This window comes from Curtobacterium sp. GC_Cur_3 (assembly GCF_026544205.1).
In the GTDB taxonomy this organism is placed as follows: Bacteria; Actinomycetota; Actinomycetes; order Actinomycetales; family Microbacteriaceae; genus Curtobacterium.
Map to the genome: position 1 here is coordinate 50,060 of NZ_JALNUI010000004.1, position 21,335 is coordinate 71,394.

The following is a 21,335-nucleotide window of genomic DNA, read 5'->3' on the forward strand; positions in this document are numbered from 1 at the left end:
GCCTCAGGACTCCCGCGACAGCAGGAACTCGTTCATCTGCTCCGTCAGGTCGAGGTCCATCGCCTGCTCGTCCCCGTTCACCAGCCGGATCGGGGCGGCCTGCCGGACGCTCGACACCAGCCACAGGGCATCCGCTGCCCGCAGGTCCGCCATCGTGACGAGCTCGTAGGCCGTCTCGATGCCCTCGGCCTCGGCGAACCGGAAGACGTCCGCCTGCGTGGTGCCGGCGAGGATCCCGATGTCGGTGCGCGGCGTCACGAGTCGTCCGCCGACCGACATCACCAGGTTGGCGCGGGTGCCCTCGAGCACGTACCCGTCGCTCGAGACGAACAGGGCGTCGTCGGCGCCGCGCCGGACGGCCTCGCGCAGGGCGGCCATGTTCACCGCGTACGACAGCGACTTCGCGCCCTGCAGCAGCCACGGGGAGGTGCGCTCGACGTCGTGGCGGTACCCGCGGTCGAGCGTCACGACCGAGATGCCCTGCGTCCTGGCGGGGGTCGAGTCGCCCGAGGCCGCCGCGTACACCCAGCCGGTGGGGCGGTCGGAGCCCTCGACGCCGCGGGTCATGACCGTCTTCGCGAAGGCCTCGTGCACGGGGTCGAGCTCCGCGCAGACGGCCTCGACCGCGCGGCGCCAGGCGTCGAGGTCGGGCAGCGGCAGGTCGAGCATGCGGGCCGAGCGCACGAAGCGGTCGAGGTGGGCCTCGAGCGCCTGGGGACGGCCGTCGACGACGGTGATCGTCTCGAAGACGCCGTCACCGCGGATGATCCCGAGGTCCTGCACCTGGAGGTTCGCGCCGAGCGGGGCCTCGTACGTGAAGGCATCGGCGGCGGGGTCGTGCGCGGCGGCCTCGCGCGAGGGCTGGTTCAGGACGGCGAGCACGGTTTCGGTCATGCGACCATCCAACCGCAGGTCAGCTCTGCTTCGGCAGGGCTCCCATGAGCTTCCAGACGGCCTCGGTCAGCTCCGGGTGCTGCAGGGCGATGCGACGCAGCCGGTGGTACTCCTCGCCGAGCCTGGTGCCCTGCCCGGAGGCGGGGTGCATCGACCACTGCGCACTCCGGCGTCCGATCGCGTCGTCCAGCTCGAGGGCCTCCTCGCGGAGGATGAGCACGACCTGCTCGTCGACGCTCGGCAGCATCGGCATGAACTCCCACGGGTCGTCGCCCTGCCGACTGCGGTGCTCGACGATCATCGAGATCTCCTCGGCAGCCTCGGCACGCAGCACTTCGAGGCTGCGCCCGAACCGACGGTGCTCAGCCATGGTGCCCCCGCAGACCACCTGCCATGGAACGAGCGTACGCCAGATCTTCGGCCAGACTGGACACGTGCCGACCCGTGACGAGACCAAGAACCAGCACCCCCGAGTCGTCGTCGTGTACCTGCTGCGCGACGGCGTCGACGGACCGGAGGTGCTCCTCGGGGAGAAGCGCCGCGGGCTCGGGACGGGGCGCGTGGTCGGCCCCGGCGGCAAGCGCGAGCCGGGGGAGACGGCGGTCCAGACCGCCGTGCGCGAGGTCGCCGAGGAGGTCGGCCTGCGGCTCGACCCCGCCGACCTGGAGGCTCGTGGCACGTTGGACTACCGGTTCCCGTTCCGACCGTCCTGGTCCCAGGTCTCCGACGTCTTCGTCGCTCGGCGCTGGTCCGGCACCCCCACCGCGAGCGACGAGCTGGAAGCGCGGTGGATCCCGGTCGACGCGGTGCCGTACGACGCGATGTGGGACGACGCCCGCTCCTGGCTGCCGAGCGTGCTCCGAGGCGGGAGGGTCGAGGCCCGCTTCACGTTCGCCGAGGACAACGCGACCGTCGCCGGGTTCACGGGCACCGGCGTCGACGCACCGGCGCTGCCGTAGCGCGGCGCGGCGCGGGCTCAGCGCTGCTGCTGCGTCCGGGTGCTGCCCGTGCGCGCCTGCTCCGCTTCGGCCATGACGTCAGCGTCCCCGCTCCGGCCGCCGAGCGGGCGGACGAAGAAGTCGACGATGCCGACGACGATCGCGCCGACGAGCGCGAACATCGCCCACCCGACGAAGAGCCCGGCGGTGTCGCGGCCGTCCGCTGGTGCCAGGACCACGCTCGAGACCCAGAGCACGGCGGTGAGCGCGAGCAGGACGACGACGAGCGTGACGAGGAGGCGGTGCCAGGCGGTGCGGGTCATGATCGGCCCAGGATACCGCCCGGCGTGGCGGTCCTCAGCGGGCCGCGTGCCGACTGTGCGAGGTGCTGGCGGGCTCGCCCGAGGTGCCGGAGCCGTCGGTCCGTGGGACGGGGCGGGTGCGTGGGCCCGCACCAGGGCCTCCCGTCCGGCTGCCTGCCGACTGCCGGTCCGTCTGCCGGACCACCGGGATGCGGCCCGTGGTCAGGGGTTCGTTCTCGAGGCCGTCGCGACCGCCGGTGAAGACGTCGCCGCTGACGCGGTCGTCCTGCCAGTCCTCGTCGCGGAGGACCTGCAGCGTGCCGGTCTCGGTGGACGACAGCCCGTGCCGCTCGAGCTCGATGTCTCGCTGCTGTCCGAGGAACTCCCGGTTGGCGTTCTGGGCGTCCTGGAACATCGTGGTGCGACCCGTGACGATCGCGCGGATGCGGCGGCGCTCCCACCACATCTTGCCGAAGTACATGAGCACCAGGCCGGCGCCGGCGTAGCAGGCCATCGTGATCAGGCCGCGCGCGGGGCCGGGGCCGACGCCGTAGATCTGGTGCTTGATCATGTCGACCATGCTCGAGCCGACGACGACGTTGTTGAGCCAGGCGAAGGGCTCGGGCATGAACCACTTCGGGTAGGCGCCGCCGGAGGACGGCATCGACAGGAAGACGAAGCAGATCATGGCGGGCGCGGCGATGAACCGGCCGACGAAGTAGCTCAGGCCGTTGACCGCCAGCCCGATCGCGACGATCCAGCCCCACGCGATGAGCACGAGTTCGATCCAGTGCCCGTGGATGGCACCGACGACGGGCCCGGCGAGCGTGTTCGTGATGAGCGAGATGACGAGACCACCGACGACGATGACCGTCATCCGGGTGCGGTGCCGCAGCGGGCCGCCCATGATGCCGATGAACATCGCGACCATGTAGCCGCCGATGCACCAGGCGAGCATCACGTACATCGGGACGGTGCCGTACTCGTCGTACGCGGGGAGCGCGGCGAGCTCGGTGACCTTCGGCGCCGCGACGCCGATCGCGGTGAGCACGGCGCTCAACGTCGCGGGGACGAGGTTCGCGACCTGGAACTGGTGCGCACTGGCCTTGAAGAACTCGTTCGTCGACGGGTCGTAGGCGACCGCCATCGACCCGGCGAGCACGTCCCGCTTCGCCGCGACGAGGGAGTCGTACGTGTGGAAGACGAACTCCCCGGGCAGGGCCTTCTGGACGGCCGCGATGAAGCCGGGGTCGCTGCCGATGAGGGCGATCGGCACGTCGTGCGGGTGCGGGGCGTGGAACGCGAAGACGTAGCAGAGGCAGAAGCCGACGATGAAGAACAGCGGCATCCAGAGCTGCAGGCCGATCAGCTGCAGCGAGGGGTGCAGCGTCGAGAACCAGCGGCGGTAGGCGCTGATGTGCTGCGGCTGGGGGACCGGGGCCTGGCTCCGGACGGTCGACCGGGAGGACCCGGCGACCTTCGCGCCGCGGCGGGGTGCGGTGCCGCGGGCGGAGGGGCGCGTGGTGCGCTGCTTCGGAGCGGGTCGCGGTCCGGACGCGCCGGGTCGGTCCGGGGTGTCGGAGTGCTTCGGGACGTCGTTCCGCGGGGTGCTCACTGGCGCGCTGTGCTCCTGGTCTCGTGTTGGGTCATCCGAGGATACGCCCGGCCTCTGACCGCGGCCCTGGGTGTCGACCCGGCCGCCGCCACCGCCGTCGCATCACCGCTGCCACCGCCAGGGCGCAGCGCTACGACCGGCTGCGGGACGCCTGCGCCGAGTCCATCGCCAGCTCCTCGGCGTCGAGGGTCACGAGCACCCGGCGCATGACCTCCTCGTCGAGGTTCCCGCGCTCGCGCTCCTCGAGCACGATCTCGCGGCGCCGGTCGAGCAGTTCGCGGCGGATGTCCTGGATCTGCGAGCCGCGGAGGCGTGACGGGGCGTTGCGGTCCTCCGACTCCTCTTCGGCGGCGTCCTGCCGGAACGTGTCCGCCTGGCGCTGGAGGCGGCTCTTGAGCCGGCTGACGACGGAGTCGACGGCCTGGTCGCCGTACTGCTCCGCCCACTCGGGTCGGCGCTTGTCGAGCAGCTCGATCGCCGCCTCGGTGGTGCGCTGGTTGAGGCGCATCTCGCTGCGGACGTCCTCCTCGCCCTCTTCCGGGTCCTGCACCTTGAGCGACCGGATCACGAAGGGCAGCGTCAGGCCCTGCAGCAGGAGCGTGCCGACGGTCACGATGAACGCGATCACGAAGATGGTGTCCTGGGCCTTGATGTCGACCGGGTTCGCCACGACCGAGACCGCCGCGGCCAGGGTCACCACGCCGCGCATGCCCGTCCACGAGATGACCGTCAGCTCTCGCCAGTTCAGCTTCGGCTCCGCTGAGCCGCGGATCCAGCGGAGGGACGGATGCCCGCGTGACAGCCGGATCCGCAGTGGTCGGAGCCATCGCCCGTTGAAGCGGTTGCGGACGTAGGACTCGAAGACGAACAGCGGCCGCACGAGGATCACGACCGCGAGCACGACGGCCGCCGCGGTCAGGGTCTGCCCGAGACTCCGCTCGCTCTTGATGAGGTCCTGCACGACGGTGTTGAGCTGCAGACCGATGAGCGCGAAGACGAAGCCCTCGAGGATGACGTCGATGCTCGTCCAGAGGGGGCGCTCCTGCAGGCGGGTGGCGTAGCCCTCCTTCGGCGAGTTGTAGCCGATGTAGAGCCCGGCCGTGACGACCGCGATGACGCCGGACCCGGAGAGCTCCTCGGCGAGGATGTACGCCACGAACGGCAGCAGGATGCTCATGATCGTCTCGACGACCGGGTCGTTGATCCGCATCCGGATCCAGTGCACGAGCACGCCGAGCACGATCCCGACCGCCAGACCGACGCCGATCGCCAGGCCGAAGATGCCGAGGTCCTGCCAGATCGTCAGCGAGGTGCCCGCGGCGATGAGCGTGAACACGCGCACCAGCGTCAGGGAGGCGGCGTCGTTGATGAGGCTCTCGCCGGACAGCACCGTCATCACGCGGCGGGGGAGTCCGAGCTTGCGGCCGATCGCGGCGGCTGACACCGCGTCCGGCGGGGCCACGATGGCGCCGAGCAGGATCGCCGCCGGCCAGTCCATGTCCGGGATGATGATGTACGCCGCCAGGCCGACCGCGAGCGCCGTGATGATGACGAGGAAGATCCCGAGTCGGCGGATCTGCTTGATCGACGTCCGGAAGCTCTGCCACGACACGTCGAGCGCCGCCGAGTAGAGCAGCGGGGGCAGGATCACCGTCAGGATCAGGTCGGAGTCGATCTCGATCGGCGGCAGACCCGGCAGGAACGACGCGGCCAGCGCCACCGCGGTGACCAGCAGCGGAGCGGGCAGTCCCTTCGACCGCGCGAACCCGGTGACGAGCAACGATCCGACCAGCAGGATGAGGAGCTCGGCGGTGTCCATGGCCTCATTCTCCCATCGGCATGCTTCCGAACCTGAACGAGTTTGAAGGCCGGGTGAACATCGGGTGACGATCTGGGTTTGCCCCGGACGCCGCGGACTGGTTCACTGGCCCGCGGTGGACATCACACTCATAGTCGTCCTGGTCATCGCGTTGGCCCTCTTCTTCGACTTCACAAACGGATTTCACGACACCGCCAACGCGATGGCGACACCGATCGCCACCGGGGCCATGAAGCCCAAGGTGGCGGTCACGGTCGCCGCGGTGCTCAACCTCGTCGGTGCGTTCCTCAGCACCGCCGTCGCGACGTCGATCTCGCACGGGTTGATCAACGAAGGCCCCGGTGGGGTCGCGATCTCGCCGGAGATGATCTTCGCCGGGCTGATCGGCGCGGTGGTCTGGAACATGATCACGTGGCTGCGCGGCCTGCCGTCGTCGTCGTCGCACGCGCTCTTCGGCGGGCTCATCGGAGCGGCGATCGTGGGTGCCGGGTTCCAGTCGGTGAACTACCTGGCGCTCCTGACGGTCGTCATCATCCCGGCGTTCCTCTCCCCGGTGATCGCGGCGTTCGTGTCGTTCCTGTCGACGCGCATCGCGTACCGGATCACCCGACGCCCCGTGTTCCCGAACGAGCGCGGCGGCTTCCGTGTCGGCCAGATCTTCACCTCGTCGATGGTGTCGCTCGCGCACGGCACGAACGACGCGCAGAAGACGATGGGCGTCATCACGCTGACGTTGATCGCGTCCGGCGCCCAGTCGTCGAACCAGGGCGTGCAGTTCTGGGTCGTCGTGGCGTGCGCCCTGGCCATCGCCCTCGGCACCTACACCGGCGGCTGGCGCATCATCCGCACCCTCGGGTCGGGCATCACCGAGATCCGCGCCACGCAGGGCTTCGCGGCCGAGGCCTCGACCGCCGCCACGATCCTCGCGTCGAGCCACCTCGGCTTCGCGCTGTCCACCACGCAGGTCTCGTCCGGGTCGATCATCGGTGCCGGCCTCGGTCGCCGCGGCTCGAAGATCCAGTGGTCGACCGCCGGCAAGATCGTCATCGCCTGGTTCATCACGCTGCCGGCCGCCGCTGCCGTCGGCGCCGTGGCCTCGGGCATCGCCCGCTTCGGCATCGTCGGACTCGTCATCGACGTGGTCATCGGCGCCGTCGTGATCCTCGGCCTGTACCTCTGGTCGCTCCGCAAGCCGCACGAGCAGGCCTCCGCGATCGAGGTCGACGTCGCCGCGAACGCGGTCTACACCCGCAAGGAGCTGCGCGACCTGCAGCGCAAGAAGCGTGCCGAGAACGTCGCCGCACGCCGCGCCGAGCTGAGCCGCGAGCGCACCCTCCGACGCATGGGTGCTCGCAAGGGAGGACGCCGCTGATGGGCATCGACTGGTTTGCCTTCCTGACCGTGGCGCTCGTCGCGGTGGTCGCCTCGTGCTTCGTCGTCTCCGTGTACTCGGTCGGACTCCGTTTCTGGAGCGCCGCCGACACCCGCGCGGGCAAGTTCACCGTGAAGGACGACGGCACGATCGGCCCGGCGACGGCCGGCTTCCCGAATCCGTCGGGGGCGACAGGGGCCGTCCGTGGCCTCCGCACCCTGGCGATCGCGTGCTTCGTGGTCTGCGCCGCGACCGTGCTCTACGGCATCTACCTCATCGTCCCCCAGTTCCACTGACGCGGCGCTCGCTGCGCGCTGCGCTCTGGCCGTAGTGTGCGCTGGTGCGAGGTCGTGCACGTGGTGCGCACTCGTGTGCGCGCACGGGGTGTGCAACCTCGCACGGGGCGAGCGAACTCGCACCGTGCGACCGCGCGGTCCTGCCCGCTCGCCGTCCGCCGGCCGGGAGGCTCGTGACGGCCTGGCACCGCGCCTCCCGTCCGCCCCGGCCCGGCCACGCACCGGCTGGTGCGACGTAGCGCACGTGGTGCGCGGTCGTCGCCGCGCACGGGGTGTGCAACCTCGCACGGCGCGTGAGAGCCCGCACTGTGCGAGCGCGCGGTCCTGCCCGCTCGCCGTCCGCCGGCCGGGAGGCTCGTGGCGGCCTGGCACCGCGCCTCCTGTCCGCCTCGGCGCGGCCACGCACCCGCTGGTGCGAGGTAGCGCACGTGGTGCGCACTCGTTGGCGCGCACGGGGTGTGGAACCTCGCACGGCGCATGAGAGCCCGCACTGTGCGACCGCGCGGTCCTGTCCGCTCGCCGCCCGCCGGCCGGGAGGCTCGCGGCGGCCTGGCACCGCGCCTCGTGTCCGCCTCGGCGCGGCCACGCACCCGCTGGTGCGACGTTGTGCACCGGGTGCGCGCTCGTGGGCGCGCACGGGATGGGCAACCTCGCACCGGGCGAGCGAGCCCGCACGGTGCGACACCCACCAGCACCGGACCGGCCGGACGGACTGGGTTAGCCTCGGATGGTGGACCACGACGAGGAGGCGCACGTGAGTGTTGGGACCCGCACGGAGACCGATTCCCTGGGGACGAGGGAGGTGCCCACAGACGTCTACTGGGGGATCAACACCCTCCGGGCACTGGAGAACTTCCCGATCACGAGCGTCCCGATCTCGGTGTACCCGGACCTCATCGAGGCCCTCGCGACCGTGAAGCAGGCGGCCGCCCGGGCGAACAAGGCGATCGGTGTCCTCGACGCCGAGCGTGCCGACGCCATCGACCAGGCGGCGCAGGAAGTCCGTGACGGTGCCCTCCGCGAGCAGTTCGTCGTCGACGTGGTGCAGGGCGGCGCGGGCACGAGCACGAACATGAACACGAACGAGGTGCTGGCGAACCGGGCGCTGGAGATCCTCGGGCGCGAGCGGGGCGACTACGCGTACCTGCACCCGATCGACCACGTGAACCGCAGCCAGTCGACGAACGACACGTACCCGACGAGCGTGAAGATCGCCATGATCTTCAGCGTGGGGCGGCTCATCGACCAGATCGAGCAGCTCTCGGCCGCGTTCGCGGAGCGGGGACGGGCGTTCGCGGACGTGCTCAAGGTCGGGCGCACCCAGCTGCAGGACGCCGTGCCGATGACGCTCGGGCAGGAGTTCACCGGCTTCTCGCACACCATCCAGGAGGACGCCCTGCTGCTGCGCCGGGTCACCCCGCTGCTCGCGGAGATGAACCTCGGCGCGACGGCGATCGGCACGGGCATCACGGCGGACCCGCTGTACCGCGACGAGGTCCGTCGGCAGCTGCAGGTGGCCAGCGGCATCGACGTGGTCACCGCGCCCGACCTCATCGAGGCCACGAGCGACGCCGGCTCGTTCATGACGCTCTCCGGCACGGTGAAGCGGAGTGCGATCAAGCTCTCGAAGATCTGCAACGACCTGCGGCTGCTCGCGTCGGGACCGCAGGCCGGGTTCGGCGAGATCACCCTGCCGGCGCGCCAGGCCGGGTCGTCGATCATGCCCGGCAAGGTCAACCCGGTGATCCCCGAGGTCGTCAACCAGATCGCGTTCGCGGTCGCCGGGGCCGACACGACGGTGACGATGGCGGCCGAGGCCGGGCAGCTCCAGCTCAACGCCTTCGAGCCGATCATCGCGCACTCGATCCTGCAGTCACTGCAGTGGATGACCCGCGGCTGCGCGACGCTCCGCGAGCACTGCGTCACCGGGATCGAGGCCAACGAGGCCAAGCTCGCGGCCCAGGTCGACACGAACGTCGGCGTCGTCACGGCGCTGACGCCGTACATCGGCTACGCGGCCGCGGCCTCGATCGCGCACACGGCACTGACCACGTCGACGCCGATCAGCACGCTCGTCACCGCTGCCGGTCTCATGGACGAGGCCCAGGTGCAGCGCGTGCTGAGCCCTGCCAGGCTGTCGGGGATCGAGCTCGCGACGGGGGCGATCCCGGTGATCACCGAGGAGATGTTGGACGCCGAGGCGCGGCGCCGCTGACCCTGCCGGGCCGCGCGAGGCTGGTCAGACCGCGCGTCGCGAGTCGAATCGCGCGTAGGCAGTCATTCCTTCCGACCCGCCACGCGCGTTCCCACATCCCATCGCAGGCGATGTGGGAAGGACCGCTCAAGACCCCCCACAACCGTCAACCGACCCCCCTCAGGGCATCGGCCGCTCGCCCACCCGGACCTGCTCGGCGACCTCTCGCAGGTGCTGCTGCTCCGCAGGCGGCGTCGGCTTCTCGTCGTCGGGCAGCTCCGCAGCCGACACCCGCACCTGCCGAGCGGCCGCGACGTCCGCGTCCCGCCACCGGGCGAGCGTGAAGTTCCGCGTGACGTCCCGCAGCGGCAGCCGGATGGACTCGTCGGCGTCGATGCCCGCGAGGAGCTGCCGCAGCCGGATGACCTCGGAGTCGAGCTCCCCGCCGACGACCAGCACGAAGTTGGAGATGTAGAGGTACACGAGCAGCAGGAGCGCACCACCGAGCCACCCGTACGCGATGCTGCTGCCGCCGATCGTCTCGACGTAGAGCGCGAACCCGAACGTCGCCATCGCCCACGTCACGATGGCGAACGCGGCGCCCGCGGAGACCCAGCGGAGCTGCGGCGTCTTCACGTTCGGCGTCGCGTAGTACAGCACGGCCACCATCACCACGAGGTCGACCGCCAGCACGGGCCACTTCGCCACGTCCCAGACGTCGTCGATCCAGGGTGCCCAGCCCATGCTCGCGACGATCGCCGCCGAGATCGTCGGGGTGCCGAGCAGGATCACGATCGCGATCGCGCCGCCGACCATGATCAGCAGCGTGACGAGGAGCATCATGCCGCGGAACTTCCAGATCCGGCGGCCCTCCTCGACCTCGTACGCGGTGTTCATCGCCCGGCCGAACGCGGTCGCGTACCCGGACATCGACCAGAGCGTCAGCAGGACGCCGATCCAGAAGCCGAGCCACGGGTTGTCCAGGCTGAGGAGCTGCCGGAGGGGCTGCTCGAGGTGCACGGCGGTCTCGGGGCGGACGATGAACCCGAGGATCTCGATGACGTCGCTCACGCTGTCGCCCTGCCGGTCGACGATCGAGAGCGCGGAGACGACCGCGAGCGTGGTCGGGAACACCGTCAGGAGCGCGAAGAAGGTCAGGGACGCCGCGGCGTCGACGACCCGGTGCCGGATCACCGAGTGGTAGGTACGGCGCACGACCGCACGGACCCCGGTCCGCTGGAGGTCACGCGTCACGCGGTCCGGCATGGGTCCGAGAATATCGGTTGTGTGAGCAGCCCACGTCTTCTGCGACCCACCACCGGACGGGAGGCCCGTGGCGGCGCCGCCACGAGCCTCCCGTCCGGTGGTGGTCCGGACCACCCCAGGGGGGAGACGGACTCAGTTCGCGTTCGGGTGCAGCGCGTCGTAGCGGCGGAAGGACGGCACGAGCCGCAGGAGCAGCGCGACGAGGCCGATGATCGCGACGCCGCCCAGGATCGGCGGCACCGCGATCCCGGCGGCGACGACGAGCCCGGCGTAGAGGTCACCGACGCGTGGCCCGCCCGTGACGACCACGGTGAAGATGCCCTGCAGTCGGCCCCGCATGCCGTCGGGGGACGCGGCCTGCAGGATCGTGTTGCGGAAGACGGAGCTGACGTTGTCGGCACCGCCCGCGACGGCGAGGAACACCGCGGCGGCGCCGAGGGCCGGCAGGATGCCGGTGCTGAAGGACTCGCCAGCGCGGCCGCCGAGCACGTGGGCCAGCGCCACCACGACGCCGAACGCCGAGATCGCCCCGCCGTAGACGGTGATCGCCCAGCCGACGGCCTCGCCCTGGCGGCGGACGTGGCCGAGCGGGCCGGAGAACACGCTCGAGAGCAGCGCCCCGATCGCGTACGCGGCCGTCAGGGTGCCGACGGTGATGGCCCCGCCGCCGATGACCAGCGCGCCGATCGCGGGGAAGAGCACCCGCGGCTGGCCGAACGTCATCGCGATGATGTCCAGCACGAACGTCATCGTGATGTTCCGCGACCCGCGGAGGAACCGCGCTCCCTCGACCAGGGAGCTGAGCCCCGGGCGGAGGGCCCCCTGGTCGGCAGCCATCCTCGGCAGGGTGAACACCCCGAGGAAGGCGCAGGTGAAGAGCACGACGTCGATCGTGTAGGTCGGGGCGAAGCCGACGGTGGCGATGAGGACACCGGCGATCGCGGGGCCGACGGTGACCTGGAAGCCGGACGCGATGCCGCCGAGGGCGCTCGCCGCTGGGAGCAGGTCGGTGCCGACGAGCCGCGGCACGATCGCGGAGCGCGAGGCCCCGCTCACGGTCGCCGCGACCGCGTTCACCGTCGCGAGCAGGTAGAGCAGGGCGACGCTGTGCAGCCCGAGCCAGGAGTGCGTGGCGATCAGCGCGACGGCGACCCAGGCGACGATCGAGGACACCAGGGCCACGGTGCGGCGGTCGAAGGCGTCGGCGAGCATCCCGCCGTACAGCCCGGCGACGATCATCGGCAGCAGCGCGATCACGCCCACGAGTGACACCGCGAAGGTGGAGCTGGTGATGTCGTAGACCTCGAGGCCGACGGCGACGGTGGTCATCTGCGTGCCGATGCCGGCGATCGCCGTGCCGGCCCAGAGTCGGGCGAACGCGGGGGACCGTCGGAGCGGCGTGAGGTCGGCGAACAGGCGGCGCGGCGGTGCGGGCGTGTCCTGCGGGGGAGTCGGTGGTGTCACGGTGGAACCATTCTGCGGCCTGGAGGGGTGCTGCGTCTGCTCCGTGCGCGGTCTGGTTGACTTGCCGACATGACTGACCTGAACAGCAAGCCCGAGTTCGACGCGCCCGAGGGCCCGGCCCCCACCGACCTCGTCATCACCGACATCGTCGAGGGCTCCGGCGACGAGGCCACGGCCGGCTCGACCGTCAAGGTGCACTACGCCGGCGTCGAGTACGAGTCCGGCGAGGAGTTCGACAGCTCCTGGGGCCGTGGCGAGCCGATCGACTTCCCGCTCGCGGCGCTCGTCCGCGGCTGGCAGGAGGGCATCCCCGGCATGAAGGTCGGCGGGCGCCGCAAGCTCGTCGTGCCGCCGGAGCTCGCCTACGGCCCGGCCGGCGGCGGACACTTCCTCTCCGGCAAGACCCTGATCTTCGTCATCGACCTGCTCGGCGTCCGCTGATGACGTCCGGTGCGCCCGTCGCCCCGACCGTCGAGCTGAACGACGGGCACCGGATGCCGGTGCTCGGCCTCGGCACGTACTCGCTCGACGGCGACGAGGGCGCCGCGGTGATCGGCACGGCCATCGCCAGCGGCTACCGCCTGCTCGACACAGCGCTGAACTACGGCAACGAGGACGCGGTGGGCCGAGCGGTCCGCGACGCCGACGTCCCGCGTGACGAGCTCTTCGTCACGTCGAAGCTGCCGGGGCGCCACCACGGCTACGACGAGGCGCACCGGTCGATCGACGAGACCCTCGGCAACCTGGGGCTCGACCACGTCGACCTGTACCTGATCCACTGGCCGAACCCGTCGGTGGACGAGTTCGTCGAGACGTGGAAGGCGTTCGTGGACCTCCGTGACAGCGGCAAGGTCCGCTCGATCGGTGTCTCGAACTTCACGCCGGCGCACCTCGACCGGATCACCGACGCGACCGGTGTCGCGCCGGCCGTCAACCAGGTCGAGCTGCACCCGTACTTCCCGCAGGCCGCCCTGCGCGCCGTGCACGCCGAGCGCGGGATCGTCACCGAGAGCTGGAGCCCGCTCGCGAAGCAGTCGGAGCTCCTGACCGAGGCCCCGGTCCTCGCTGCCGCGAAGGCCCACGGGGTCACGCCCGGCCAGGTCGTGCTCCGTTGGCACGTCCAGCTCGGTGCCGTCCCGGTGCCGAAGTCCGGCGACGCCGACCGCCAGCGCGAGAACCTCGACGTGTTCGGGTTCGAGCTCACGGGCGACGAGGTCGCGGCGATCTCCGGCCTCGAGCGCGGACGTCTCTGGGACGGCGACCCGGACACGCACGAGGAGATGTAGCGAGCCGCAGCACCACGGACCGCGGCGTCAGCCCGAGGGACAGGGGGACTACACTGGATACCCCTGTCCCGAAGGGTTGCGTGTGTCCGAACCGACCGAGATCGACCGCGAGCGAACGTACGTCGACGGACTCTTCGTCCGCCTCGACGAGCTGACCGCCGAGGCCGAACAGCGCCTCGCTGAGACCCGCCGTCAGGCCGTCGGCGGGAACCACCAGAGCCGCAGCGAACGCGATGCCTTCGCCCGGCTGTACGAGGACACCATCCACACGCTCGAGCGTGTCGGCGACCGGCTCGTGTTCGGCCGGCTCGAGGTCGCGGACCCGCCCGCCGACGAGTCCGCCTTCCGGTACATCGGCCGCGTGGGCCTCCGCGACGCCGAGCACCGCCCGCTGCTCCTCGACTGGCGTGTGCCCGGGGCCAGCGCCTTCTACCAGGCCACCGCCGCGTACCCGATGGGCATGCGCGCCCGCCGGCACCTCTCGCTCGAGGGCCGCAGCGTCGTCGGCGTCGAGGACGAGGTCTTCGACGCCACGCTCTACGACGACGAGCGCACCCACCTGCAGGGCGAAGGGGCCCTGCTCGCCGCCGTCACCGCGGAGCGCACCGGTCGGATGACCGACATCGTCGCCACGATCCAGGGCGAGCAGGACCGCATCATCCGCTCCCCACTGGAGGGCGTCCTCATCGTGCAGGGCGGCCCCGGCACCGGCAAGACCGCCGTGGCGCTGCACCGCGCCGCGTACCTGCTGTACTCCTACCGCGAGCGCCTCCGCGGGTCCGGCGTGCTCGTCGTCGGGCCGTCCCCGGCGTTCCTGACCTACATCGAGCAGGTGCTGCCGTCCCTCGGCGAGACCGGCGTGGTGATGGCGTCGCTCGGCTCGCTCTACCCGGGGCTCCACGCCACTCGGCACGACCGCCGCGAGGTCGCCGCGGTCAAGGGCTCGGGGGAGATGGCCGACCTGCTCCGCCGTGCCGTCCGCTCGCGTCAGGTCGTGCCGACGGCGTCCGTGGAGCTCGACGTCGAGGGTGAGCGGCTCGTCGTGCCGCCGCAGCTCGTCGCGGACGCCAGGCACCGGGCCCAGGACCGCGGCAAGCCGCACAACGTCGCCCGGGTGTCGTTCAACAAGGGCGCACTCGACGCCATGACGAAGCTCCTCGCCGAGCAGCTCCGGCAGCGCGGCACCACCGTGGACGACGCCGACATCAAGGTGCTCCGCGAGGACATCCGGTCCTCGTACGACGCCCGCGTCCTGCTCAACACCGCCTGGCTGCCGCTGCCCGCGGAGAAGCTGCTCGAGGACCTCTACGCCCGGCCGAACTGGCTGGCGTCCCTCACGCCGAACTGGTCGCCGGAGCGCCGGGCCCTGCTCGCCCGGGAGCGCGGCGCCGGCTTCACGGTGGAGGACGTCCCCCTGCTCGACGAGGCCGCCGAGCTCCTCGGCACCTTCGACCCGACCGGCGGGGCGGCGAAGCGCCAGGCGAAGGCCAGCCGGAACCGCGACATCGAGAACGCCCGTCAGGCCATCGAGAACATGGGCGTCGAGGGCATCGTCTCCGCGGAAGAGGTCGCGGGTGCGTTCGCCGAGGGCGGCGACCCCCGCACCACGGCCGAGCGCGCTGCCGAGGACCGCGAGTGGACCTACGGCCACATCGTCGTCGACGAGGCCCAGGAGCTCTCGCCGATGCAGTGGCGGGTGCTCGCGCGGCGCAACCCGCTCCGGTCCTTCACGATCGTCGGCGACATGGCCCAGGGTTCCTCACCCGGAGCCGCCCGCACGTGGGAGGACGTCATCGGCGCCCTCGCCCGTCGTCGTCGGGGCCGCGCGCCGCAGGTGCCCCTCGACCACCGCGTCGCCGAGCTCACGGTGAACTACCGCACCCCGCGGTCCATCGTCGAGGCCGCCGGCGCGTTCGCCGCCGCGGCCGGCCTCACCGTCACCGCGAACCAGGCGGTCCGGGACGGCGACCCCGTGGAGCGGGTGTCCGTGTCGCGGGCCGAGGTGCTCGACACCGTCGCTGCCCGGGTGGCGGGCGAGCGCGCGCACATCGGCTCGGGGACGATCGGCGTCATCGTGCCGGAGTCGCAGGTGGACGTCGTCCGGCAGCGGCTCGCGCAGGGCGACCTCGACGTGCGCAGCCTCGGGTCGCCGCGGCCGGGCTCGGTCACGGTGCTCACGGGGGCCGACGCGAAGGGCCTCGAGTTCGACGGCGTGGTGCTCGTGAACCCGGACTGCGTCGGTGCGGACGCCGCCCGTGCCGCCGCCGCGGTCTACGTCGCGATGACCCGTCCCACGCGGCGGCTCACGGTCATCGACGTGGTCTGACCCGGACGGGAGGCCCGGGTCGGCTCCGTCAGTCCGGCTCGCCCTCGGTCCGCACGCGTTCCACGAGCGCGGCCAGCGGGCCGTCGAGTGCACGGCCGGGCACCCGGACGGTGGTGCTCGCCACGGTGATCGTCCAGACGTAGTCGTCGGGCACCGGGGCCACGGGCTGGTGCGCTGCTCGGGGCACCGCGTCGACCAGGTCGGACCAGCCGTCGGGGTCGACGTCCGTGTCGATCCGCCAGCCGCGGGTGAGGCCGGCGAACCCACCGCTCCGACGCACGAGGATCTGCATGCGCCCGACCCTACGCCGAGCGCTCGACGGCCCGCGTGGTCAGTCGAGCACGCCCACCATGCGCCAGGCGTCCGCGACGGCGACCGACTGCGGGGAGCCCGACCCGAACCGGGTGTCCGCCGCGGACACCGTGACCCGGGCGAAGCCGGCGAAGTCGATCGACGCCGTCACCTCGGCCGAGGTCAGCGCGTCCCACCACACCGCGCCGGCACCCTCCCAGGCGTTCCCGCCGATCGCCGTGGCGGCGAGGTAGAACGCGTGGTTCGGGATGCCCGAGTTCGTGTGCACCCCGCCGGCGTCGTCCTCGGTCTCGACGTAGCCGGCCATCGTCGCCGGCTGGGGGTCCTTGCCGAGCACCGGGTCGTCGTACGCGGTGCCCGGCGCCCGCATCGAGCGGAGTGCGACGCCGTGCACGGCGGGTGTGAAGAGCCCCTCGCCGATGAGCCAGCTGGCCTCGGCGGCGGTCTGCCCGGCGGTGTACTGCGCCACGAGGGACCCGAAGACGTCGCTGACCGACTCGTTCAGCGCCCCGGACTGCCCCTGGTACGTCAGGTCGGCGGTGTACTGGGTGACGCCGTGAGTGAGCTCGTGGCCGATGACGTCGAGCGCGATGGTGAAGCGGGTGAAGACCTCGCCGTCCCCGTCGCCGAAGACCATCCGGGAGCCGTCCCAGTAGGCGTTGTCGTAGTCCTGCCCGTAGTGCACCGTGGCGTCGAGCGGCAGCCCGGCGCCGTCGATGGACACCCGCCCGAAGACGTCGAGCCAGAACGCGTGCGTGGCGCCGAGGCCGGCGTAGGCCTCGTCCACCGCGGCGTCACCGGTGTCGGCGGCGCCCTCGCTCCTGACGACGGTGCCCGGCAGCGTGGTCGTCCCGTGGGCGTCGGCGATGGTGCGCTGCGGCGACGGATCGGGCGCGGTCGCGGTGCGCGGGGCGTGCAGGGCCCGGGTCTTCGGTGCCTGCACGGCGTCGAGCGAGGCCAGGGCCGTCCGTGCCGCCGGCGTGGCACGGGGGAACGCGTCGGTCGGCGCGTCGGCGATGGCGCGCAACAGGTACGGCGGGACGACGGAGTGGAACGGGGCAGCGGTCATGCCAGCCATGCAACCCCTCGGCACCGACACTCGCGTCAGCCGTCGCCGTCCCTGCGGTTCTGGACCAGGTCGAGCGCGTACGACTCCCACCACTGTCCGGCTGCCGGGCCGCCGTTGCAGGTGCCGTCGCTGAGCCCCGGCGTCTTGACCCAGAGCAGGGCGTCCAACCGCGAGGACCCGGCCGTGACGTGGGGCGACTGCCCGAGTCCTGCGCCCTCCGGGTTGCACCAGGTGCCGAGCCACCCCCGGCCGTTCCGGGACACGTCGATGACGAAGTGCGGGTCACCACCGACGGCGTCGGCGAGCCGGTCGGCGTAGGCGCGCTCCTGGTCGACGCGGTAGAAGTTCGACACGTTCGTGAAGAAGCCCTGCGTCCGGTCGACCCCGGCCTGCCGCAGCCACCGGGCCATCGTGGCGGTCGGCACGCGGTTCTCGTTCCCGCCGTCGAGGTACACCGTCAGCCCGTGCCCGCTGAGCTCGTCCACGGCCTTGCGGAGCAGCGGCAACCGGGAGTCCGCCAGGCGCTTGCAGACGTGGATCTGCGCGATCGCGTCGGGTTCGACGAGCACGACCGCGTGCGACCCCGCCGTCGCCCGCACGACCGACCGGACCCACGGCAGGTACTCCGCCGCGGTGGTGCCGCCCTCGGAGTAGTGGCCGCAGTCCCGGTCGGGCACGTTGTAGAGGACGAACACCGGGGTCTTGTCCTGCCGCCGGGCGTTCGCCACGACCTCCCGGACGGTCTTCCGGGTCGTCGTGACCGATGGGTCCGTGAGCCAGGTCGCGATGGGTTCGTCCGCGATGACGGCGATCCGTCGTGCGGTGCTGGTGTCGCCGTCCGCTCGTGCCTGGGTCTCGCGTCGGCCTGCCTGGTTCTCGCTGGCCGGCTGTCGGGCGAGTCCACCGGGGAAGGCCTGCGCGGCGCTCTGCCGGTCGACGATCCGGCGTCCGTCCGGCCCGTTCGGCACGGTCGGCACCCACAGGGCCACCCCGACGACCACCGCGACCACGACCGCTGCGGCACCGCCGATCCAGGCCCACTGGCGCGAGGCGCTCGGCGACCGACGCGCCCTGGGCACGCGGTCGTCCGGGGGCAGCTGCTGGTCCGGCATCGAGCGGTCCTCCCTGGTCACCGCCGCGCGTCGCGACGCTGCCCATGCTTCCATCCCGTCGGCCTCCACGGCCACCCCGCACCGGCGTTCGCCCAGCATCGCCGCTGCTGCTGCCCAGGAGCGCTCCAGGTCTCGCGCAGGACGGTGCCCCACACTGACCGGATGCTCCGGAAACTCCTCCTCCTCGCCCTCACGGCGGCCTACGCCTGGGTGATCTGGCGGATGACGCTGACACCGCACGTGTTCACCTCGGCGGAGAACTCCCTCGTCCTGCACGCCATCGCGTGGGCGCAGCACCTGCCCCACGGGTCGTGGCTGACGTACGACCGCACCGAGTTCCTCGCGAACGTCGCCATGTTCGTCCCCGTCGGCCTGATCGCGGCGCTGTGGTTGCCGCGGCGCTGGTGGTTCCTCGCGGCCGTCGTCGCGGTCGGGCTGTCCGCGGGCATCGAGCTCGCGCAGGGCACCCTGCTGCCGTACCGCGTGGCCGACCCTCGCGACGTCCTCTCGAACGGCCTTGGCGGACTCCTCGGCGCGACGCTCGTCGGCTTCGTCCGCAGCCTGCTGCCGGCACCCCGCCGTCGACGCCTGCGCGCCCGCACCGTCTGACCCGGCCGAGGTCCTCGACGCGGCCCTGCTCTGGTAGGCTCTCCAGGTTGCCGTCGAACGGCCGCGGACAAAGAGCGCTCACGCATCAGGCGTGGGCACCGCGCAACGGACAGAAGGGGATCACCATGGCACTTGATGCACAGGTCAAGCAGGAGATCATCGAAGAGTACGCGACCCACCCGGGCGACACCGGATCCCCCGAGGTCCAGGTCGCCGTTCTGACGCGTCGTATCAACGACCTGAACGAGCACCTCAAGGAGCACAAGCACGACCACCACTCGCGTCGTGGTCTGCTGCTCATGGTCGGCCAGCGCCGCCGCCTCCTCGGCTACCTCTCGGACGTCGACATCGCCCGCTACCGTGCGCTCATCGAGCGTCTCGGCCTGCGCCGCTAGTCGTCGCCGCACCGCTTGACCGAACGCCCCGGACCTCCTCGTGAGGACTGGGGCGTTCTTCGTTCCCGACGTGCGGGTTCCCGACAAGCGGGTTCCCGGGAATGTGCACGCGGCCTCCCGAGTTCGGTACAGTGTTCATGCAAACGCATTGAAAGATCGGGAGATCCCATGACCACCATCGCCGTCGTCTCCGCCGGACTCTCCGAGCCGTCGTCCACACGCCTCCTCGCCGACCGCCTGGCCGAGTCCGCCGTCGCCGCGATCGCAGCACAGCACGGAGGCGCGCCCCGCGTCGTGCACGTCGACCTGCGTCCGCTGGCGCACGAGATCACCGACGCGATGCTCACCCGCTTCGAGGCACCCGCCCTCGCTGCCGCCACCGCCGCGGTGATCGGGGCCGACGCCGTCGTGTTCGTCGCGCCGGTCTTCACCGCCGGCATGAGCGGCCTGGCGAAGTCGTTCCTCGACGTCCTCGACAAGGACGCCCTCGCCGACATGCCGGTCCTCCTCGCGGCCACCGGTGGCACGTCCCGCCACTCGCTCGCGATCGAGCACGCCATGCGCCCCGTGTTCGCCTACCTCCGGGCGGCCGTCGTGCCCACCGGCGTGTTCGCCGCGACGGACGACTGGGGAACAGACGGTGACCAGGCGGCCCTCGACGGACGCATCCGCCGGGCCGGTGCCGACCTCGCCTGGGCGATCGGGGCCTCCCGTCGGGTTCCGCAGGACGCGACCGCCCTGCCGGAGGTCACCGACTTCGCGAGCCTGCTCGGCGGCCTGGGGCACTGACCGCCCCGCGGTGCCGACGCGTCAGTACCAGTGCGGGTTGACGCTCATCTCGTGGTTCCAGGCCCCGCACGGGGTGCCGTAGCTGCTCTTGATGTAGGCCAGGCCCCAGTTGACCTGCGTGTCCTGGTTGGTGCGCCAGTCGGCACCGGCGGCGGCGAGCTTCGACGCCGGCAGGGCCTGGGGGATGCCGTACGCACCGCTCGAGGCGTTCAGGGCGTTGGCGCGCCAGCCGGACTCCTGCGTCCACAGGGACACGAGGCACCCGAACTGGTCGTCCCCCCAGCCGTAGCTGCCGAGGGCGCTGCGGGCGTAGGCCTGCGCCGCCGCGGGGTCGACGGTCACGCCGCCGGTGTCCGGGTAGGCGTTGCCGGGAGCTGCCAGGGCCGGGGCGCTGGCCGATGCCTGCGCAGCCGCTGCGGCCTGTGCCGCGGCGCGGGCAGCGGCTGCCTGCGCTGCCGCCTGTGCGGCGACGGCGCGCCCGACCTCGTACCGACGTTCCGTCTCGGCGGTGGAGTCCTGCAGCGACGCGAGCTGCGCGTAGAGCTCGGTGCTGTGCGACTCCGTGGACGCCACGGCCCGGTCGGCGCGGTCCTCGGCGGTCTTCGCCGCGGTCGCCTTCGTCTCGGCCGCCGAGGCGAGGGACGCCCGCTCGGACTCGGCCCGCCGCGCCTGGTCGCCGAGCGACGACGCCGTCCCCGCCGCGACGGAGGCGTCGTCCATCACGCCGGACCACGTCGTCGTGAGCTGGTCGATGGCGCCGAGCTGGTAGAGCAGCTGGTTCGGGTCCTTCGTCGTCGCGATCCTGGTGGTCATCTGGTCGCCCGAGCCGTCCCGGTAGAGGCTCGCCGCGAGCTGTCCGGCACGCGTCCGCGCGCGCTCGGCGGTCGCCCTGGCCGCGTCGGCCTGGGCCTGGAGGCTCGTGGCGGCCTGGGTGGCCGCCTGCAGGTCCGCCTCGGCCTGCGCGGCGACCGCGGAGGCGTCGAGCGCGACCTGCGACTTCGCGGCGGCATCGGCCTGCGCCGAGCGGAGTGCGGCCTTGACCCGCTGGACCTCGGCCCGCTTGGCGGTCTCGTTGCCCTTGGCCTGTTGGACGTCCTGCCAGCTCGGGTACTCGGTGGCACCGGCTGGAACCGCGGTCACGAGGGAGCCGACGAGCGCACCCACGACCACGACGGCCGCGACGAGTACGCGTCTTCCAGGAACACGACGCATGGGGGAAGGGTACCGAGGACACGCCCGTTCGCCGCCAGCCTCGCCGCCGATGCACCGCCCGATGC

At 71.9% G+C, this 21,335-nt stretch carries 21 protein-coding genes; 10 read left to right on the top strand and 11 right to left on the bottom strand.

What is annotated here, in order from left to right; all coding sequences use genetic code 11:
- Positions 1–3: 3 nt before the first annotated feature.
- Positions 4–894 carry an aminodeoxychorismate lyase gene (locus OXR63_RS02930; RefSeq protein ID WP_267419945.1) on the bottom strand — a complete coding sequence of 297 codons (891 nt, stop codon included), beginning with the start codon at positions 892–894 and terminating at the stop codon, positions 4–6.
- 19 nt (positions 895–913) lie between these two features.
- Entirely contained in the window at positions 914–1,264 is a 351-nt protein-coding gene (locus tag OXR63_RS02935; RefSeq protein ID WP_267419947.1) for a tryptophan synthase subunit alpha, read from the bottom strand.
- Positions 1,265–1,328: 64 nt separating this feature from the next.
- Here OXR63_RS02935 and OXR63_RS02940 point away from each other — a divergent pair, with 64 nt between their 5' ends.
- The gene (locus tag OXR63_RS02940; RefSeq protein ID WP_267419949.1) at positions 1,329–1,853 is read left to right on the top strand and encodes an 8-oxo-dGTP diphosphatase; all 525 of its coding nucleotides are present in this window, start codon (positions 1,329–1,331) and stop codon (positions 1,851–1,853) included.
- A 17-nt stretch (positions 1,854–1,870) separates the two neighbouring features.
- Here OXR63_RS02940 and OXR63_RS02945 read toward each other — a convergent pair whose 3' ends face one another.
- The 3 genes from OXR63_RS02945 to OXR63_RS02955 all read right to left on the bottom strand — a co-directional run bounded on the left by OXR63_RS02945 (position 1,871) and on the right by OXR63_RS02955 (position 5,568).
- A complete protein-coding gene (locus OXR63_RS02945) occupies positions 1,871–2,155 on the bottom strand; it encodes a hypothetical protein (protein ID WP_267419951.1) in 285 nt (94 codons plus the stop codon).
- Positions 2,156–2,189: 34 nt separating this feature from the next.
- The gene (locus OXR63_RS02950; protein WP_267419953.1) at positions 2,190–3,749 is read right to left on the bottom strand and encodes an ABC transporter permease; all 1,560 of its coding nucleotides are present in this window, start codon (positions 3,747–3,749) and stop codon (positions 2,190–2,192) included.
- Positions 3,750–3,879: 130 nt separating this feature from the next.
- Positions 3,880–5,568 (bottom strand): cation:proton antiporter, encoded by a 1,689-nt coding sequence (locus OXR63_RS02955; protein WP_267419954.1) that lies wholly within the window; start codon positions 5,566–5,568, stop codon positions 3,880–3,882.
- A 115-nt stretch (positions 5,569–5,683) separates the two neighbouring features.
- Between OXR63_RS02955 and OXR63_RS02960 the strand changes: the two genes are divergently transcribed.
- The 3 genes from OXR63_RS02960 (at position 5,684) to OXR63_RS02970 (ending at position 9,451) form a co-directional block, all read left to right on the top strand.
- Positions 5,684–6,940, top strand: coding sequence for an inorganic phosphate transporter (locus tag OXR63_RS02960; protein WP_267419955.1), 1,257 nt, complete (start codon positions 5,684–5,686; stop codon positions 6,938–6,940).
- Positions 6,940–7,236, top strand: coding sequence for a hypothetical protein (locus OXR63_RS02965; RefSeq protein WP_267419956.1), 297 nt, complete (start codon positions 6,940–6,942; stop codon positions 7,234–7,236). Before OXR63_RS02960 ends, OXR63_RS02965 begins: the two co-directional genes overlap by 1 nt.
- A 727-nt stretch (positions 7,237–7,963) precedes the next feature.
- Entirely contained in the window at positions 7,964–9,451 is a 1,488-nt protein-coding gene (locus tag OXR63_RS02970; RefSeq protein ID WP_267419957.1) for an aspartate ammonia-lyase, read from the top strand.
- Between the two features lie 159 nt (positions 9,452–9,610).
- Here OXR63_RS02970 and OXR63_RS02975 read toward each other — a convergent pair whose 3' ends face one another.
- Both OXR63_RS02975 and OXR63_RS02980 read right to left on the bottom strand, forming a co-directional pair.
- Positions 9,611–10,696 carry a YihY/virulence factor BrkB family protein gene (locus tag OXR63_RS02975; RefSeq protein ID WP_267419959.1) on the bottom strand — a complete coding sequence of 362 codons (1,086 nt, stop codon included), beginning with the start codon at positions 10,694–10,696 and terminating at the stop codon, positions 9,611–9,613.
- A gap of 132 nt (positions 10,697–10,828) precedes the next feature.
- Positions 10,829–12,160 (bottom strand): MFS transporter, encoded by a 1,332-nt coding sequence (locus tag OXR63_RS02980; protein ID WP_267419960.1) that lies wholly within the window; start codon positions 12,158–12,160, stop codon positions 10,829–10,831.
- A 69-nt stretch (positions 12,161–12,229) separates the two neighbouring features.
- Here OXR63_RS02980 and OXR63_RS02985 point away from each other — a divergent pair, with 69 nt between their 5' ends.
- The 3 genes from OXR63_RS02985 to OXR63_RS02995 all read left to right on the top strand — a co-directional run bounded on the left by OXR63_RS02985 (position 12,230) and on the right by OXR63_RS02995 (position 15,772).
- Positions 12,230–12,601, top strand: a complete 372-nt coding sequence (locus OXR63_RS02985; RefSeq protein ID WP_056121789.1) for an FKBP-type peptidyl-prolyl cis-trans isomerase — start codon at positions 12,230–12,232, stop codon at positions 12,599–12,601.
- On the top strand, positions 12,601–13,446 hold the full coding sequence (locus tag OXR63_RS02990) for an aldo/keto reductase (protein ID WP_267419962.1): 846 nt from the start codon (positions 12,601–12,603) through the stop codon (positions 13,444–13,446). Before OXR63_RS02985 ends, OXR63_RS02990 begins: the two co-directional genes overlap by 1 nt.
- Positions 13,447–13,528: 82 nt before the next feature.
- Positions 13,529–15,772: a HelD family protein gene (locus OXR63_RS02995; protein ID WP_267419966.1), complete on the top strand. Its 2,244-nt coding sequence runs from the start codon at positions 13,529–13,531 to the stop codon at positions 15,770–15,772.
- Between the two features lie 28 nt (positions 15,773–15,800).
- Here the strand turns inward: OXR63_RS02995 and OXR63_RS03000 are convergent, their stop codons facing one another.
- Genes OXR63_RS03000 through OXR63_RS03010 form a run of 3 tightly spaced genes read right to left on the bottom strand, consistent with a single transcriptional unit; the run spans position 15,801 to position 18,265 of the window.
- On the bottom strand, positions 15,801–16,064 hold the full coding sequence (locus OXR63_RS03000; protein ID WP_267419967.1) for a protealysin inhibitor emfourin: 264 nt from the start codon (positions 16,062–16,064) through the stop codon (positions 15,801–15,803).
- A 39-nt stretch (positions 16,065–16,103) separates the two neighbouring features.
- A complete protein-coding gene (locus tag OXR63_RS03005) occupies positions 16,104–17,153 on the bottom strand; it encodes a M4 family metallopeptidase (protein WP_267419968.1) in 1,050 nt (349 codons plus the stop codon).
- Between the two features lie 35 nt (positions 17,154–17,188).
- Positions 17,189–18,265, bottom strand: coding sequence for a glycoside hydrolase family 6 protein (locus OXR63_RS03010; protein ID WP_267419969.1), 1,077 nt, complete (start codon positions 18,263–18,265; stop codon positions 17,189–17,191).
- Positions 18,266–18,427: 162 nt separating this feature from the next.
- Here OXR63_RS03010 and OXR63_RS03015 point away from each other — a divergent pair, with 162 nt between their 5' ends.
- From OXR63_RS03015 to OXR63_RS03025, 3 genes are all read left to right on the top strand, one after another.
- Positions 18,428–18,874, top strand: coding sequence for a VanZ family protein (locus tag OXR63_RS03015; RefSeq protein WP_267419970.1), 447 nt, complete (start codon positions 18,428–18,430; stop codon positions 18,872–18,874).
- A gap of 125 nt (positions 18,875–18,999) precedes the next feature.
- Positions 19,000–19,269 (top strand): 30S ribosomal protein S15, encoded by a 270-nt coding sequence (gene rpsO / locus OXR63_RS03020; protein WP_071270776.1) that lies wholly within the window; start codon positions 19,000–19,002, stop codon positions 19,267–19,269.
- A gap of 168 nt (positions 19,270–19,437) precedes the next feature.
- Positions 19,438–20,058: a CE1759 family FMN reductase gene (locus OXR63_RS03025; protein ID WP_267419977.1), complete on the top strand. Its 621-nt coding sequence runs from the start codon at positions 19,438–19,440 to the stop codon at positions 20,056–20,058.
- A gap of 21 nt (positions 20,059–20,079) precedes the next feature.
- Here OXR63_RS03025 and OXR63_RS03030 read toward each other — a convergent pair whose 3' ends face one another.
- Positions 20,080–21,270 carry a hypothetical protein gene (locus OXR63_RS03030; protein WP_267419979.1) on the bottom strand — a complete coding sequence of 397 codons (1,191 nt, stop codon included), beginning with the start codon at positions 21,268–21,270 and terminating at the stop codon, positions 20,080–20,082.
- Between the last annotated feature and the right edge of the window lie 65 nt (positions 21,271–21,335).

Excerpts from the sequence above, each read along its gene's own strand:
- OXR63_RS02930 (WP_267419945.1), bottom strand. The coding sequence starts at position 894 with ATGACCGAAACCGTGCTCGCCGTCCTGAACCAGCCCTCGCGCGAGGCC.
- OXR63_RS02935 (WP_267419947.1), bottom strand. The coding sequence starts at position 1,264 with ATGGCTGAGCACCGTCGGTTCGGGCGCAGCCTCGAAGTGCTGCGTGCC.
- OXR63_RS02945 (WP_267419951.1), bottom strand. The coding sequence starts at position 2,155 with ATGACCCGCACCGCCTGGCACCGCCTCCTCGTCACGCTCGTCGTCGTC.
- OXR63_RS02955 (WP_267419954.1), bottom strand. The coding sequence starts at position 5,568 with ATGGACACCGCCGAGCTCCTCATCCTGCTGGTCGGATCGTTGCTCGTC.
- OXR63_RS02965 (WP_267419956.1), top strand. The coding sequence starts at position 6,940 with ATGGGCATCGACTGGTTTGCCTTCCTGACCGTGGCGCTCGTCGCGGTG.
- OXR63_RS02970 (WP_267419957.1), top strand. The coding sequence starts at position 7,964 with ATGGTGGACCACGACGAGGAGGCGCACGTGAGTGTTGGGACCCGCACG.
- OXR63_RS02975 (WP_267419959.1), bottom strand. The coding sequence starts at position 10,696 with ATGCCGGACCGCGTGACGCGTGACCTCCAGCGGACCGGGGTCCGTGCG.
- OXR63_RS02985 (WP_056121789.1), top strand. The coding sequence starts at position 12,230 with ATGACTGACCTGAACAGCAAGCCCGAGTTCGACGCGCCCGAGGGCCCG.
- OXR63_RS02990 (WP_267419962.1), top strand. The coding sequence starts at position 12,601 with ATGACGTCCGGTGCGCCCGTCGCCCCGACCGTCGAGCTGAACGACGGG.
- OXR63_RS03000 (WP_267419967.1), bottom strand. The coding sequence starts at position 16,064 with ATGCAGATCCTCGTGCGTCGGAGCGGTGGGTTCGCCGGCCTCACCCGC.
- OXR63_RS03005 (WP_267419968.1), bottom strand. The coding sequence starts at position 17,153 with ATGACCGCTGCCCCGTTCCACTCCGTCGTCCCGCCGTACCTGTTGCGC.
- OXR63_RS03010 (WP_267419969.1), bottom strand. The coding sequence starts at position 18,265 with ATGCCGGACCAGCAGCTGCCCCCGGACGACCGCGTGCCCAGGGCGCGT.
- OXR63_RS03015 (WP_267419970.1), top strand. The coding sequence starts at position 18,428 with ATGCTCCGGAAACTCCTCCTCCTCGCCCTCACGGCGGCCTACGCCTGG.
- rpsO (WP_071270776.1), top strand. The coding sequence starts at position 19,000 with ATGGCACTTGATGCACAGGTCAAGCAGGAGATCATCGAAGAGTACGCG.
- OXR63_RS03025 (WP_267419977.1), top strand. The coding sequence starts at position 19,438 with ATGACCACCATCGCCGTCGTCTCCGCCGGACTCTCCGAGCCGTCGTCC.
- OXR63_RS03030 (WP_267419979.1), bottom strand. The coding sequence starts at position 21,270 with ATGCGTCGTGTTCCTGGAAGACGCGTACTCGTCGCGGCCGTCGTGGTC.